The 15,560-nt window shown below is 41.4% G+C and carries 12 protein-coding genes and 1 riboswitch; of the genes, 3 read left to right on the forward strand and 9 right to left on the reverse strand.

Features of this window, described 5'->3' with window-relative positions; translation table 11 throughout:
• Positions 1-25 precede the first annotated feature (25 nt).
• A riboswitch (ZMP/ZTP riboswitch) is annotated at positions 26-112 on the forward strand.
• Between the two features lie 51 nt (positions 113-163).
• Positions 164-1,420: a serine hydroxymethyltransferase gene (glyA, locus tag JEY82_RS05260; protein ID WP_304083381.1), complete on the forward strand. Its 1,257-nt coding sequence runs from the start codon at positions 164-166 to the stop codon at positions 1,418-1,420.
• Positions 1,421-1,507: 87 nt separating this feature from the next.
• On the opposite strand, the gene JEY82_RS05265 is transcribed toward glyA, so the two are convergent.
• Complete coding sequence (locus JEY82_RS05265) at positions 1,508-2,221, reverse strand: class I SAM-dependent methyltransferase (RefSeq protein ID WP_304083384.1); 714 nt, start codon at positions 2,219-2,221, stop codon at positions 1,508-1,510.
• A gap of 295 nt (positions 2,222-2,516) precedes the next feature.
• On the opposite strand from JEY82_RS05265, the gene JEY82_RS05270 reads away from it, so the two are divergent.
• Positions 2,517-3,074 (forward strand): manganese efflux pump MntP family protein, encoded by a 558-nt coding sequence (locus tag JEY82_RS05270; RefSeq protein WP_304083386.1) that lies wholly within the window; start codon positions 2,517-2,519, stop codon positions 3,072-3,074.
• Between the two features lie 154 nt (positions 3,075-3,228).
• On the forward strand, positions 3,229-4,191 hold the full coding sequence (locus JEY82_RS05275) for a YheT family hydrolase (protein ID WP_304083389.1): 963 nt from the start codon (positions 3,229-3,231) through the stop codon (positions 4,189-4,191).
• 59 nt (positions 4,192-4,250) lie between these two features.
• Here JEY82_RS05275 and JEY82_RS05280 read toward each other — a convergent pair whose 3' ends face one another.
• The 8 genes from JEY82_RS05280 to pta all read right to left on the reverse strand — a co-directional run bounded on the left by JEY82_RS05280 (position 4,251) and on the right by pta (position 15,479).
• Positions 4,251-4,574, reverse strand: a complete 324-nt coding sequence (locus tag JEY82_RS05280; protein ID WP_304083392.1) for a phosphotransferase — start codon at positions 4,572-4,574, stop codon at positions 4,251-4,253.
• 114 nt (positions 4,575-4,688) lie between these two features.
• Positions 4,689-6,500: a methyl-accepting chemotaxis protein gene (locus JEY82_RS05285; RefSeq protein ID WP_304083393.1), complete on the reverse strand. Its 1,812-nt coding sequence runs from the start codon at positions 6,498-6,500 to the stop codon at positions 4,689-4,691.
• A gap of 199 nt (positions 6,501-6,699) precedes the next feature.
• Positions 6,700-7,002, reverse strand: coding sequence for a Dabb family protein (locus tag JEY82_RS05290; RefSeq protein WP_304083396.1), 303 nt, complete (start codon positions 7,000-7,002; stop codon positions 6,700-6,702).
• Between the two features lie 82 nt (positions 7,003-7,084).
• On the reverse strand, positions 7,085-8,890 hold the full coding sequence (locus JEY82_RS05295) for a methyl-accepting chemotaxis protein (protein ID WP_304083399.1): 1,806 nt from the start codon (positions 8,888-8,890) through the stop codon (positions 7,085-7,087).
• A gap of 252 nt (positions 8,891-9,142) precedes the next feature.
• Positions 9,143-11,299 carry an L-lactate dehydrogenase (quinone) large subunit LdhH gene (gene ldhH / locus JEY82_RS05300; protein WP_304083402.1) on the reverse strand — a complete coding sequence of 719 codons (2,157 nt, stop codon included), beginning with the start codon at positions 11,297-11,299 and terminating at the stop codon, positions 9,143-9,145.
• Positions 11,299-11,925, reverse strand: a complete 627-nt coding sequence (locus JEY82_RS05305; protein WP_304083404.1) for a lactate utilization protein — start codon at positions 11,923-11,925, stop codon at positions 11,299-11,301. Before JEY82_RS05305 ends, ldhH begins: the two co-directional genes overlap by 1 nt.
• A 228-nt stretch (positions 11,926-12,153) precedes the next feature.
• Positions 12,154-13,362 carry an acetate kinase gene (locus tag JEY82_RS05310; RefSeq protein WP_304083406.1) on the reverse strand — a complete coding sequence of 403 codons (1,209 nt, stop codon included), beginning with the start codon at positions 13,360-13,362 and terminating at the stop codon, positions 12,154-12,156.
• On the reverse strand, positions 13,362-15,479 hold the full coding sequence (pta, locus tag JEY82_RS05315; protein WP_304083409.1) for a phosphate acetyltransferase: 2,118 nt from the start codon (positions 15,477-15,479) through the stop codon (positions 13,362-13,364). Before pta ends, JEY82_RS05310 begins: the two co-directional genes overlap by 1 nt.
• Positions 15,480-15,560 lie beyond the last annotated feature (81 nt).

Genomic DNA, 15,560 nt, shown 5'->3' on the forward strand with positions numbered 1-15,560 from the left:
GTTTTTAAGCCTGCTGTTTAATTATATCATTCCGTGCAACTGGCGATCTTAAGTGGAATAAACCACGAGGAAACACGGAATCTGCTTTCTGCCGCTCGCCTGGGCCACGTCACACGACGTGCATCCTTTCCCCTTAACAAGGGAACAAACAAAGGAGTTGCCCATGAATTATTACCGTGACCTTCTCAAAAATTCCGACCCCGACATTTTTTCCGCCCTCGAGGGTGAAGAACGCAGACAACGAGTCGGCATCGAACTTATTCCTTCCGAAAACTATACTTATCCCGAAGTTCTTTGTGCATTAGGTAGTGTTTTTACCAACAAATATTCTGAGGGTTATCCAAGTAAACGCTACTACGGCGGTCAAGAATTTACCGATAAAATCGAGAATATTGCCCGCGAAAGAGCCAAAGAAGTTTTCAGATGTGAACACGCCAATGTACAGCCGCTCTCCGGTTCGCCCATGAATCAGGCTGTATACCTCGGCCTTCTCGAACCCGGCGATACCATTCTGGCAATGGACCTTTCCCACGGTGGGCACCTGACTCACGGTGCGCCTGTTTCCTTTATGGGTAAATTGTTCAATTTTATCCGCTATAAAACCGATCCTGTCGATGGAAGCATTGATTTCGAAGAACTCCGCAAGACAGCTCTAAAGCATAAACCTAAAATGATTTTATGCGGTTATACTTCATATCCACGAGATCTTGATTATGCTTCATTCAAAAAAATCGCGGATGAAGTCGGTGCCATAACGATGACCGACGCCTCACATTATGGAGGACTGGTTGCAGCTGATGTCATGCTGAACCCTTTTGATTTCGGCTTCGACATAGTTACAACCACTTCCCACAAGTCGCTCAGGGGGCCGCGCGGCGGAATCATTTTGTGTAAAAAAGAGTTTGCGTCGAAAATCGATAAAGCAGTTTTCCCCGGTTTACAAGGTGGCCCGCATATGAACACTATTGCCGGAATAGCTATCACTTTGAAAAAAGCAGCAGAACTTGATTTTCATAAATATGGATTGCAAATCCTTAATAATGCAAAAACACTTGCAACAGAACTCACAAAATCCGGAGTAAGCCTTGTCACGGGTGGCACTGATAACCACATGATGGTTATTGATACGGAAAAAAGCTTTGGTATAAACGGTAAAGTAGCAGAAGAACTTCTTGATTCGGTGTCTATCACAACCAATAAACAAATTATCCCAGACGACCCAAATCCTCCGCTGAAACCGAGTGGGATCAGAATCGGAACCCCCGCCGCCACAACTCGCGGTATGAAAGAAAAGGATATGGTTCAACTTGCAGGCTGGATGATAAAGACTCTGAAAAATCCAGATAAATTAGAACTGGCGAGACATACTAAACACGAGATTGAATCTTTCTGCTCAAATTTTCCGGTTCCTGGAATTTAAAATTTATTAAAACACAAAAGAATATCCGTAAGTCTCTTACCTTGAGAGTTACGGATATTCATAAAAATCCTACAAAATTAACTTATATTAAAAAAAGATATCAATCGTTTTGTGTCCTAACTTCATCTTAAAATCTGTTTGTGCAACCTTTTGTTTGATATCCTCATAATCTCCGTGTGGATAATTATTAAACCATAAATGCATCCGGGCACCGGGCTTTGCATAATATTTTTTGATATCGTTTAAAAAGAAATTCCAATCTTCTGACGACCAATTGTATGTTCCAGCATTATGAAAACAAATTGCATAACAAACGATTAAATCAAATTTCTTTGTTTCATAAGGAATATGAGTTTGAGGCTCAATTCTATATATCCATCGGGGAATATTAAATTCCTTAATCAAAATATTAAAAATACCAACAGAATCAAGGTCTAATCCCTGCGGATTATGCCCGAAAGATTTAGCTAAATAAGAAAAAAAACCCGCCCCGGAGCCTATATCTAATATCTCTAATTTTTCTCCCTTATGCAGACCCAATGAATAAATTCGTCGTAAATTTATTTTGAAATATCTATTGAAGTCTTTATACTTTTCATAATCACCAGAATAACTACTAACGGTTTCTGCAATTCTTTTAATTTCCGGAGTTTTGCACAACTCTACAGATTTTTCCCCAGCAATATATCTATAATATAAACTAGTAGGCTTTTTTAAATAACTTAAATAATTTCCAAACCGTTCGTACAAACGTTTCTTGCAATGATCTCTATCTGTAATATATTTCATCCAGTCAGACATTTATTTTCCCCCATAAAAAAAATATTTTATAATAACGAAGGGCACTTCAATAGCCTACTATATAATAAATACACAACACAAAAGTTGGCTAACAGAATCTTAAAATTATTATTTTTTAATAACCTACTAATAATATATCCTCAATATTTTAAATAAAATATCATTTTTATAAATCAAAATTAATCCATATCCGCCACAAAATCGTTTAATATTTACTTAACAAATCAAGCCTTCCTATGTAGACCTTTTCAGAAGTGACAATCATAAACTCGAATCTTAAAAACAAAAAAGACTTATGACCTTATATGAAATAATAATCATATCCATAGCTCTTGCCATGGATGCCTTTACCATAGCGGTTGCATGCGGTCTCTGCATGCCTGAAGTTACAAAACGCCATACTTTCAGACTCGCGTTTCATTTTGGCCTTTTTCAAGCCCTCATGCCGGTGATAGGCTGGGCTGCAGGTCTTACTGTAAAAGCCATGGTGGAGACATACGCTCCCTGGATTTCATTTGTTCTGCTCTCATTTGTGGGCGGGAAAATGATTTATGACTCGTTTCAGCAGGACGAATCGTGCGACACAAAAAAAGACCCGACGAAAGGATTTTCACTTATTTTCCTGTCAATTGCTACAAGCCTTGATGCTCTTGCTGTCGGGTTGTCCTTTTCGATTATGAACTATCCCATTGCCATGCCATCTGTTTTAATTGGTATTACAGCCTTTGTATTAACAGCAATAGGGATGCAAATTGGCAAAAAATTCTCCAAAGCTTCGCGCTACAGTCATATCGCAGAACTGGTTGGCGGCATTATTCTGATCCTCATCGGGCTTAAGCTTTTGCTTCAATAAAAAAAATTAAGCATAAATAATCACGAAATCCTCATTTCTAGTTTTGACAGTAAACAATCCAAGGTATACTCTGATTTGAATAGTGTCGTTTATTATTTAACAAACATCAAAATCCGGTTTGCAAACGTAAGCCAAGGACGGATATTTTTACCAAATGCCCTTATTGCAGCCCCCACCCTATAAACCTAAATTTCCTCTCCAGTCCGGCCATCTTCAAACAATTTTCCCGAGACTTTTCCGAAAAGTTAATCTCCCTCCTGTTATAAGAAGAAGAATCAACACTCCTGACGGAGATTTTCTGGACATCGACTGGCATCTGGCCGGCAGCACAAGACTGGCTGTAATTGCGCACGGGCTTGAAGGCAATTCAAGACGACACTATGTGCTTGGAATGGCACGAGCCATGGTTCTTTCCGGATGGGATTGCATCACCTACAATTTTCGAGGATGCAGCAAAGAAATGAACAGAAGGCCGCAAATGTACCACAGCGGCGACACCCAAGACATCAACACAGTTCTGCAATACGGATTAAACCACGGCATCTATGATGACGCGGCTCTTATCGGATTCAGTATGGGTGGAAATCAGGTTCTAAAGTACTTAGGTGAAAATCCCGAACAAGTTCCTGAAAATGTTACACGGGCAATAGGAATATCCGTTCCATGCGATCTTACTTCAGCAGCACAACAACTTTGTAAAAAATCAAACTTCATTTACAGCCAGTATTTTTTACGATCGCTCAAAAAAAAGGTCATCACCAAAAACAGACTATTTCCGACTCTCTTTCCGCTTGAAGCACTGTCATCCGTTAAAAATCTTATAGATTTCGACAACAAATATACCGCACCGCTTAATGACTTTAAAGACGCTTCCGATTACTACAGCAAAGCATCATGCAAACAGTTTTTACATCGGATTAAAATCCCTACGCTTATTATAAACGCGCAAGATGATCCTTTTTTAGCGCCTGAATGCTACCCCATTGAAGAAGCTCAGAACAACAGTTACCTTTCCCTTCAAATACCCCAATATGGCGGGCATGTCGGTTTCACAGACTTACCGCAAGAAAAACAGCTCTGGTCGGAAAGCCGAGCTGTAAGGTTTTTAAACACATAAAAAAATAAGGCCCGACAGATATTTCTGCCGGGCCTTATTTTTACGATTAAATTTTATAATTAAAATAGACATGACAACTCTTTTTTAAGCCGCATAAAAGAACATCCTAAATATAGAGGCGTAGTACTTTTAGCGTCTTTTCCGATATTATCAGCAACCAAACTCATATCTACCAGCCCTAATTTGCCAAGACTTTCTTTAAGCGTATCCGCATGGATAATTATTGACTCGAAATCGCCATTATCAATTGATTCATCCAGTTTATCCAGTTGCAAACGCAAAGAATCAGCTACTTCTTTTATAAATTCATCCAATTTATCAGGATGTAAATTCAATTCTTTTGACAGAAACTCTCGAGCAATTGACAATTGTTTGTAACTCACAAAAACCTCCGCCCAAATGGCCTGTAAATAATAAAAAAGGGCCGAGCCTTTTACGGTCCCGGCCTTGATTTTTTTTGTAGAAGCTGATTAAATAATGCTTTCAGCAAAAACGTATTAGTCGCCACGCCTTAATTCTTCAACCAGATCAAGCAATTCTCGAACTTCTTCCGACAAATTACGGGTTCCATCAGATGCCTTTTGACTGTTTCTGGAATTTTCTTCAGTCATGGAATCAATTTCTCCGACGCTACGATTAATCTCTTCAGAAGTTGCAGACTGCTCCTCCGCGGCTGTTGCAATAGAGCGAACCTGATCCGCTGAATTCCTAGCCAATTCAACAATTTCAGTAAGCATATTTCCTGAAGTGCGAGAAAGGTCAGTGGCCTTTTCAACAGCACTGACTGTTGCATCCATGCCCTTAACATTTTCGCGCGCCAACTGCTGAATAGAATTGATGCTGCTTTCAACTTCTTCTGTTGCACCAATTGTCTTTTCTGCAAGCTTACGTACTTCATCGGCGACAACTGCGAATCCCCTTCCGGCATCTCCGGCCCTTGCTGCTTCGATAGCAGCATTCAGAGCAAGAAGGTTTGTCTGATCGGCAATATCATTAATGACACCAAGTACATTTCCGATTTCAACAGACTGCCTGCCGAGTTGTTCCATTGTTTCCTTGAGATTAGCTGTTCTATCCTGAATGTCCGTCATAGCAACAATAGTATCTTGAACCATTTCAGCGCCTTCACCGGCCTTTTCCATAGACATCTCAGAGCTTTCACTTGTTTCGGAAGCATTTCGGGCAACTTCAAGAACAGTAACATTCATTTCTTCCATTGCTGTTGCAGTCTCGGCCACTCTCTGCTTCTGGAATTCACTTCCCCTCAGAATTTCTTCAGCGCTGGCGGTAACTTCATCAGTAATTGTAGAAACACGATCAATAACGGCCTGCAACTTTTCAGCAGCAGCCAGCATACCTTCCTTCTTTGCCCCTTCCGCACGCTTAGTTGCTTCCTGAGCTTCAGCTGCAGCCTTCTGAGCAATCTTAGTTGCTTCCTGAGCTTCTGCTTCCTTTAGCTTAATACTCTCAATATTCTGAGACAAAGTAGAAACCATTGAATTCAAAGCTTGTTGCAGCGTGGAAATTTCATTTCTACCCTGCGGATCAAGACTTACATCAAGGTTACCTTCAGCTACAGATGTTGCAGCTTCGGTTGATTCACGTAAAGGTGTTACAATTGTTCTTATAAGATAGAGACTTAAAGGTAATATGAAAATGAGAAAAACTCCGCCGGCTCCGAGCAGAATCTTCATAGTAATAGAATCTGCACTTTCATTCATAGCACCACTGATACGAGCCTTTTCACGATCAATATTATCAATATAAACACCGGTTCCTATCCACATATCAGTTCCGGGAATCATCTGTGCATAACTAACCTTCGGCTGAATCCCAGCTCCAGGTTTATCAAAATCATAGGTAACAAAACCACCACCATCGTGTGCAACATTATCTAGTTCCTGAACAAACAAAAGACCCTTATCATCCTTGAGCCCGCCAAGATCCTGTCCTTGTAAGGACTTCTTGGTAGGCATAACCATATTTACAGTACCCTTATATACAAAAAAGTACCCGGAATTGTCCTTTTCATATCTGATCGGGTCCAAAGCATTACGTATAAACTTTAGCTTCGCGTCTTCACCCGTAATAGCCTTTAACTCTTCACCAATAGAAAGGGCCATGCTCTTAGTAGCTACATGTATCTTATCTTTCTGATCTGCAAGCATGACCTTTTCAGTCTCGCTTACGCCATATGCCGTAATATCGCGGATAGCTCCTAAAAAAAGCACTCCGGTTACAATCAAAAATAGAACCATCAGAGCTAACAAAAAGAAAAATCTGGATCCGATTGATAAATTTTTAAACATAGGATCCTCCCCTATAAGATATTACACACATTGAACGCATCAATTCAGAAGACAATTCCTGAACCAGTTACTAAAACCTAATCCCAATATACACGACATATAATTTTAATAAAAGTATTTTGTAAAAAAAGTTGAAACAAAAAAAAGAGCTGGAAGTAGTTAAACTTCCAGCTCTCTAAAAATAATAATTATGGAGTTACTATATCACGTAATCAATAACACTTCGGGATGATGCGACCTGTTTGACAAAAGCAACACATTCCTGATGCAAAGGATGAATCTGATAACCATCAAGATCTTCTTTTGTATCAAATTCGGAATAAAGTACAACATTGCAGGCCGGAGATGCTTCGAAAACGTCTACACTTACTTCAATATGTTTAAGGGTTTCGATCTTTCCAGCCAGATTTTCAAGAATTTCTTTAATTTTCAGCCCATTTTGAACAGCAGTTCCACCTTCAGCTTCATCCTTCAACGTCCACATAACGATATGCTTAATCATTACTTTCTCCTTTGCCTAATTATTTGTAATGCCGGTTAAATCGGCATAAAACCCCAATAACACACAATCATTAATAAATTTATTATCTACGTAGTTCTTCAACCAGAGCAACAAGCGCATCAACCTCACCGGAGAGATCTTTTGCGCCCTCTGCAGCACGCATACTGTTTTTCGCATTATCTTCAGTCATAGAATCTATTTCGGCGATACTGCGATTAATCTCTTCCGATGTTGCCGACTGCTCCTCTGCGGCTGTGGCAATGGACTGAACCTGCCCCGCAGCATTTCCTGCAAGCTCAACAATTTCAGCAAGAACATCACCAGACGTCCTTGAATACTCGGTAGCACCGCTAATCGCTTTAACAGCGCTCTGCATACCCGATATATTCTGTTTTGCGAGGCTCTGAATCAAAGCAATGCTCTTTTCAACTTCATCTGTTGCACCGATTGTTTTTTCTGCGAGCTTGCGGACTTCATCAGCAACAACCGCAAAACCTCGACCGGCTTCCCCTGCTCTGGCAGCTTCAATTGCAGCATTAAGAGCCAATAGATTTGTCTGATCGGCAATGTCATTAATTACGCCGATAACCTTTCCGATATCAGTTGATTGAGTATTAAGCTTATCCATAAGTTCTTCAAGATCATTAGTCTGCTTTTGAATACCCAGCATCGACTCAATGGTCCTTTGAACAACTTGATGTCCTTCGGTAGCTTTATTTCTTGTTTGTTCCGTGTCTTTGTTCGTTTCAGAAGCATTCTGAGCAACTTCAAGAACAGTCGCTGTCATCTCTTCCATTGCTGTGGCAGTTTCTGCTATGCGCTGTTTCTGAAAATCACTTCCGGTCATTATTTCTTCAGTGCTCTGTTCAACATTTTTAGAAATATCAACTATATTTTTTAAAACAGACTCAAGTTTATCCGCAGCAGTCTGCATACCTTCTTTCTTAGCCCCTTCGGCCTGACGAAGCGCTTCATCTGCTTGCTTAGCGGCCAACTTGGCAACACGGGTCTGCTCTTCAGCCTCCGCACTTTTCGCTTTTATATTTTCAAGATTAGACGACAAAGTGACAACCATTGAATTTAAAGCACTTTGCAAAGTAGAAATTTCATTTCGTCCCTGCGGATTAAGCTTTACATCAAGATCACCTGAAGCAACTTTACTGGCAGCTTCAGTCGATTCATGCAAAGGACGAACAATCGTCCGGATCATATACAGACAAAGTGGTAAAACTAAAAAAATTAAAACAGCCCCGACTATTATCCCAATCTTAATAGTACCGGACTTAGCATTGCTTATCATCTCACCATTGATCCGGGCTTTAACTTCATCGATATTATCAATGTAAACCCCTGTTCCAATCCACATATCCGTGCCGGGTATCATTTCTGCGTAGCCGAGTTTAGGCTGAATCCCTTTACCAGGCTTATCAAAAACGTAAGAAACAAATCCGCCGCCACTTAGAGCTGCACGTGCAAGATCCTGAACAAAATATACACCATTTTTATCCTTGGCGTTCTTTAAATCTTTACCCTGAACAGCTTTTTTCGTAGGCAGTGCAACGTTAACAGTACCCCTGTATACAAAGAAATATCCTGACTTGTCTTTTTCGAACCTGATTTTATCAACTGCTTTTCTTATAAATTCAACTTTATCATCCTGATCATGAACGTCTTTCAGTTCTTCTCCGAGAGAAAGTGCAATCGTTTTAGTCGCAACCTCAATTTTGCCTTTCTCCTCTTGGAACATGACTTTTTGAATCTCACTCATTCCGTAGTCAGCAAGTTCCTGATTTTGCATCATAAACATCGTTCCACTAAGAATTAGAAACAAAAACATCACCAGCAACAGTACAAAAAATCTGCCGCCAATCGATAAATTTTTAAACATAGCACTCTCCTTTCACAAGCAAGAATTAAACTATATAGACAATCATTCTAAAAAATTAGATTCAAAAAAAGGCTTTTCCACCGGGCGAGCGAATGGAAAAGCCTGGATTGTGCGGCAAGTAACCGATATATTTTCAGTTGCGAGGTGAAGGTACCGGACATGGAGGCAATGCTGTTTACATGCCGCGACGATAAATATTTAAACAGAATCAGCTGTCACGCCTTATGCGAGACAGCTGATTCTACCATTTAACTATTTTCTGCGCTCGGATAAAAGTTCCGCAACATGACGGACTTCTATATCAAGGCCTTTCTTCTTAGCACCGCCGCGAAGCTGCATAACACAACCGGGGCAATCGGTAAGCAGAACAGCTGCACCAGTTTCTTCTACGTTGTGCATTTTCTTAGAAAGCAACTGTTCAGATATTTTAGGGAACTTAACTGAGTAAGTTCCTCCGAATCCGCAACATACTTCTTCTTCAGCACATTCTACGTAGTCGAGTCCTGCTTTAACCATCAACTCACGAGGAGCGGCTTTTACGTCCAATCCTCTGCAAAGGTGACAAGGAGCATGATAAGTAACTTTTTTACCCTTTGAATCAAGGAAGTCTTCTTCTTTAATTCCGACCACATCGTTCATAAAGGAACTGTAATCGATAACCTTGTCTGCAAATTCTTGAACACGAATTGCATATTTAGGATCATGGCCAAGCATTTTCGGATAATTATGTTTGAGATGTGACGCACAAGAAGCACACATGGTCAGAATATATTCACAATCTGAATTTTCAAAAGCTTCCATATTCTGAATTGCTACGTCTCTGCACGCTTGTTTTTCTCCCATCATCTGCAATGGAAGACCGCAACAAGACTGATCCATAGGGAATTCAAGAGCAATATCCTTACCGCGCATACTTTCCACGGTGGCTACAGACTGCTCAGGGTAAACGAAATCTTGAACACAGCCGGAGAAAATCGCGACTTTGTGTTTTGGATTTGCAATCTTCGCAGGCTTAACTTTAGACCACATATCGCGGAAAGGAACTTCAGCAACCACCGGTAATGATCTGAAGTCATGATCAGGAGCAAAAATCATAGGCAGATGGCGAAGGAAACCGTCATTGCCTGCCACAGGTTTCTGAGCATATTTTGCTATACGCAGAAATTTGTGAAACAGTTTACGGTTTTTCATCATCTTGCCCAGCAGAGCAGAAGTAAGCGGATGCCCTTCTTCGTCCTGAATTCGGGCATGAATTTCTTTAATCAGAGCAGGAAGATCAATACCGCCTGCACAGATTTCCTTACATGCACCACAGTTGATACAGTTCTGAACAAGGTTTTTAGCTTTATCCGTTCCGTGGAAGAAGTAAGTGAGAATGAGGCCGATAGCCCCTATATAAATATGGCCCATCTTGTGGCCGCCGACCATGCGATAAACAGGACAGACATTGGCACATGCTCCGCAACGAACGCATTGAAGAACTTCAGCGAACACCGGGTCTTTAGCGAGAGCGCGTCTTCCATTGTCCAAAAACACGAAGTGCACTTTCTTCCTGTCATCCTCAGCCACGGCACACTCGTTAGACCCGGTGATCCAGGTAACATAAGAAGTGATCGCCTGCCCTGTAGCATTCCGAGGCAAAGCTCTGAGAACGCGTAATGCGTCATGTAAATTAGGTGTAAGCTTATCAAGCCCCATCAGAGCAACATGAACTCTAGGTAAAGTGGTAACCAATCTGGCGTTACCTTCATTGGTTACAATACCAATGGTTCCAGTCTCTGCAATTGCAAAGTTACAACCGGAAATACCCATATCAGCTTCAGTAAATTTCTGGCGAAGTTCTCGGCGGGCAACTTTAACAAGCTTCTGAATATCATCATCCTGCTTTTTGCCAGTAGCTTCAGTAAAAGTCTCGCTGACCTGATGGCGGGAAAGATGAATCGCAGGCATAACCATGTGACTCGGGCCTTCATGACGCAACTGAATAATCCACTCACCGAGGTCAGTTTCAACAACATCCAGATTGAGATCTTCCAAATGATGATTGAGAAGTGTTTCCTCAGCCGTCATGGATTTAGACTTAACAATCTTTGTACATTTTTCTTCCTGAGCAATACGACCGATAATTTCATTCGCTTCTTTAGCTGTTGCAGCCAAATGAACAACTGCACCATTTTTTTCAGCTTCTTCTTTAAACTTAACAAAAAGTTCGTCTATATTTGCAGTAGAACAAGCTTTCGCTTTTGCAATATCTTTTATCAAAGCTTTATCATCAATTTCTTTAAAAGCATTCGCTCTGCTTGTGCGGTAAGCAATGGCGAAATTATCCATAGCAGTCCGCAGGAAATCATTACCTAAAGCTTCTCTAACTTGGCCTTTGTACTCTTTAAAATTTTTGGCATCCTGCATTATTTGTCCTCCAGAAGAAGAATATGAAGTTCGAGTGGGCCGTGCACTCCAATAGCAAGCACTCGCTCAATATCAGCAGTTCGGCTGGCACCAGTGATAAACGCTGTATAATCAGCAGCGCGCATACACTCTTCCAAGAATGATTCCAGTTCATAAGAAGTACCGACGATCTTAGACTTTGGAAGTACAGCGACATGAACTTCACTGATCATTGTAGCAATTCTTAATTCTTCACTGCGGGACTTAAGTACAAGAGTTCCGGTTTCCGCAATTCCATGGTCGACAACGGTAAAACCGATATCAATTCCACCTAGATAATTACGAAGACCATCTTTCAAAAGGTCAAAACCATTCTCAGAACAGAATTTGCCTAATGATGAAAACTGTTTTTTATTGAGGGCGGGCGCGGCTATAGTTTTTCCGGTCTTGGTCTCACAAAGAGCACCGGCTTTAGCGGAAAGACCTTCTTCACAACCGGAAACAAGTAATTTACAAGCTTCTTTTTTGCCGCAAAGGTCTATTGTGTACTGGAAAGCTTCGTCTAAAGAAGACACTTCTGAAACTATGGCCGACACTAATCCGGCCTTTTCAGTGAAAAGTTTGACATTTTCGCTATTGACTGCCATTTTTTCTCCACGGTCAAAGGGGTAAACTCTTTAATGCAATATTCGTTGGTAATTCCCAGTGTAATACCGCTTCGACTTCCACTCGAATACAGTTACTTCAGCCCTTACACAGTCTGATCTGGGTACATTTCTTCGGGTCGTTCCATAACAGGAACGACCCAAACCATCCTTTTATTCCGGCACGGAAACTTCCACTCCCCGAACCGAATTTATCCTAGTAACTATCTGCTACAATCCAAGAACTGCAACAGTGTCGTTAGCAATTTCAAGCTCTTCATTTGTCGCTATAACAAAAACTTTTACAGGACTATCATCGGCACTGATTGCTGATGGAGTTCTATCCCAGTTCCAGTTTTTGTCAGAATCCATGATAATTCCGAAATTTTCGAGATCTGAACAGGTTCTAGCTCTGTATTCAGGATCATTCTCACCGATTCCGGCAGTGAAGACGATAGCATCAACTTTGCCAAGTTCGAAGAAATAAGAACCTATAAACTGACGTACTCTAAGAGTTGCCATTTCAAGAGCCAATTCTGCACGCTCATCACCCTTTTCAATACGGGAATGGATATCGCGAAGATCATTGGAACCGCAAATACCCTTCAAGCCGCTTTCATTGGTAAACATTGTTACAACTTCAGCTGCACTCATGCCCTTTTTCTCAGAAATAAAACCGACAATAGCTGGATCAAGATCTCCACAACGGGTTCCCATTATGATCCCGCCAAGAGGTGTCAGTCCCATTGAAGTATCGATACATTTTCCGTTTTTAACAGCGGAAAGAGAAGCTCCGTTACCCAAATGAACAGTAACAAGATTGCACTCTTCAAGAGGTTTACCGAGAACTTTAGCAGCTTCGCGAGCTACATATTTATGTGAAGTTCCATGTGCTCCGTAACGACGAAGACCAAACTCTTCGTAATATTCGTAAGGGATACCGTACATGAATGCTTTAGGTTCCATTGTCTGATGGAAAGCAGTGTCAAACACTACAACCTGTCTTACTCCGGGGAACAATTCCGTTGCAACTTCAATCCCGATAACATGTCCTGGATTGTGCAAAGGAGCCAAAGGAATAACGTCTCTGATTCCCTGAAGTACATCTGCATCGACTTCAACAGGCTTAGAAAAAAGTTCTCCGCCGTGCACGATTCTATGACCGATACCGGCTATTTCTGAACTATCTTTAATAACACCTTTTTCAGGGTCGGTTAAAAGGCGAACTACCTCATGCATTCCTTCTTTATGTGTAGGAAATGCACATTCAATAGCTTCTTTAAACTCTTTAGGAGTTCCAAGAAATGCTTTGTGAGTAAGACTGCCCATCTCTTCGCCGATACGTTCGACAATGCCGGAAGCAAGAGGATTGCCTGAAGTCATATCAAGAAGTTGATATTTAATTGATGAGCTTCCAGCGTTGATTACTAATATTTTCATTAAATAAGTCCCTTTTCTGCCTGTGCTTGAATTGCGGTTATCGCTACGGTGTTTACAATATCGGGAACCGTACAACCTCTGGAAAGGTCGTTTACCGGTTTGTTAAGTCCCTGCAGAATAGGTCCGATTGCAACGGACTGTTCAGCTGAACGCTGCACTGCTTTATAAGTATTATTTCCGGTATTTAGATCAGGGAAGATGAACACTGTTGCTCGTCCTGCCACCTGACTGTCCGGAAGTTTTGTTTTAGCTACCGAAGGATCAATTGCAGCATCATACTGCAAAGGCCCTTCAATCAGCAGGTCAGGAGCACGCTCTTTTGCAATACGGACGGCTTCCTTAACTTTTTCAACATCAGCACCTTTACCAGACTGTCCTGTTGAGTATGAAAGTAACGCAATTCTCGGCTCTACACCGAAAATACGAGCGGTCTGAGCGGAACTGAGAGCAATTTCTGCAAGCTGTTCTGCATTAGGATTAGGGTTAACCGCGCAGTCTCCGAATACAAGAACGCGGTCCTTCAGGCACATCAGGAAAACACTGGATACAATAGAAGCTCCGGGCTTTGTCTTGATAAACTCAAATGCGGGACGAATTGTCTGCGCAGTTGTAGTAACAGAGCCTGAAACCATTCCATCTGCATCACCCGTATAGACCATCATGGAACCGAAGTAAGTTGGGTCCAGCATTCTGTCTCTGGCATCCGACATGCGGATACCTTTGTGTTCGCGAAGCTTAAAATAAATTTCGCAATAGCTTTCAAACTGCGGAGAAGATTCAGGATCAAGTATTCTGACATTGTGCATATCAAGACCGAGTGCAGAAATCTTGGAACCGACTTCATCAGCTTTACCAAGCAGAACGATATCAGCTACACCGCGACGGGTAAGCATATCAGCGGCACGAAGAACTCTTTCAGCTGTTCCTTCAGGAAGGACAATAATTTGCTTATTAGCTTTTGCCTTCTGAACCAGCTTATACTCAAACATCTTAGGAGTAACTTTGTCAGATTTTGTAGAAACAAGACGCTGTCTGAGTTCATCAATATTAACATGCGATTCAAAAGTTCCCAGAGCGGAAGCAGTTTTACGCTGATCTTCAGGGTCAATGCGTCCGTAGAGTTCGCTAAGAACCTGAGTAGTACGATAAGTATTGGTATCTACCGACAGAATAGGAATCGGTACACCGGTCCACCCTTCAATCAACCTGTGCACGCTGGCACTTGGCTGCAACCCACCGGTAAGAAGAATCCCGGAAATATCAGGGAAAGAAGTGGATAATCTGGATGCAAGACTGCTCAAAATGATATCTGAACGGTCACCGGGAGTGATAATCAAGCTTCCGGCTTCAATATACTCAAGGAAGTTACCAATGCGCATTGCGGCGATTACATAGTCGTCTACGAGAGTATCAAGTCTTCCGTGTCCATAAAGAACAGAAGCGTCGAGCCATTTGCGCACATCATTCATGCTGGGGTTACCGAGACTTTCATCTTCTGCAATACCGTAAACGAGCAACTCTTGTGCACATCTTGTTTTACATTTGATGCTGGAAAGAATTTCAGCCATTTCAGAAGGCGGAGCTGTAATTCTATTGATTACAGCAGCCACGGTGTCTACACCCTTGTCTTCCAAAGCATCAATTACGAGCTGAGTCGAAGCAATGATATCTTCTGTTGTTTTTCCTCTGCCGTTTGCAACAAGCAAAACAGGACAACTGAGGTTGGCGGCGATCTCCGCATTGATATCAAATTCAAAATTCTGGTCTTTACCCTGAAAATCGGTTCCTTCACAGAGAACAAAATCAAATTTTTCTTCAAGCTTACTGTATTTATTCAGAATATTTTCGAGTAACAGTGAGTGCTTGCCGTTGTTGATAAGCTCTCTAGCCTCTTTAAGAGTGTAAGCGTAAGTATCTTCATAACTGATATCAAGATTAAAATAATTCATTAAAAGATTGATATCATGGTCGCGGGAACCTGTCTGATTATCATTAATAATAGGCCTGAAAATAGCGACATTCTGTATGTCTCTAAGTAACAATTGCATTACGCCCAAAGCGATTGCAGATTTTCCGCTTTTCTCTTCGGTGGCTGTAATATACAAATTTATAGACACTAAAAAACTCCTGTTTGACGTGCGGGGAGGTTGGATATCTGGTTTCCGGATCAGACAAATCCCACGCTGTTCAAATTGATA

Source organism: Maridesulfovibrio ferrireducens (genome assembly GCF_016342405.1).
Classification (GTDB): Bacteria; Desulfobacterota; Desulfovibrionia; order Desulfovibrionales; family Desulfovibrionaceae; genus Maridesulfovibrio; species Maridesulfovibrio ferrireducens_A.

What these genes read in the sequence shown, in the direction of transcription:
- JEY82_RS05305 (WP_304083404.1), bottom strand. Translation starts at nt 11,925, where the DNA reads ATGGCAGTCAATAGCGAAAATGTCAAACTTTTCACTGAAAAGGCCGGA.
- glyA (WP_304083381.1), top strand. Translation starts at nt 164, where the DNA reads ATGAATTATTACCGTGACCTTCTCAAAAATTCCGACCCCGACATTTTT.
- JEY82_RS05310 (WP_304083406.1), bottom strand. Translation starts at nt 13,362, where the DNA reads ATGAAAATATTAGTAATCAACGCTGGAAGCTCATCAATTAAATATCAA.
- JEY82_RS05270 (WP_304083386.1), top strand. Translation starts at nt 2,517, where the DNA reads ATGACCTTATATGAAATAATAATCATATCCATAGCTCTTGCCATGGAT.
- JEY82_RS05265 (WP_304083384.1), bottom strand. Translation starts at nt 2,221, where the DNA reads ATGTCTGACTGGATGAAATATATTACAGATAGAGATCATTGCAAGAAA.
- JEY82_RS05285 (WP_304083393.1), bottom strand. Translation starts at nt 6,500, where the DNA reads ATGTTTAAAAATTTATCAATCGGATCCAGATTTTTCTTTTTGTTAGCT.
- JEY82_RS05275 (WP_304083389.1), top strand. Translation starts at nt 3,229, where the DNA reads ATGCCCTTATTGCAGCCCCCACCCTATAAACCTAAATTTCCTCTCCAG.
- JEY82_RS05295 (WP_304083399.1), bottom strand. Translation starts at nt 8,890, where the DNA reads ATGTTTAAAAATTTATCGATTGGCGGCAGATTTTTTGTACTGTTGCTG.
- ldhH (WP_304083402.1), bottom strand. Translation starts at nt 11,299, where the DNA reads ATGCAGGATGCCAAAAATTTTAAAGAGTACAAAGGCCAAGTTAGAGAA.
- JEY82_RS05290 (WP_304083396.1), bottom strand. Translation starts at nt 7,002, where the DNA reads ATGATTAAGCATATCGTTATGTGGACGTTGAAGGATGAAGCTGAAGGT.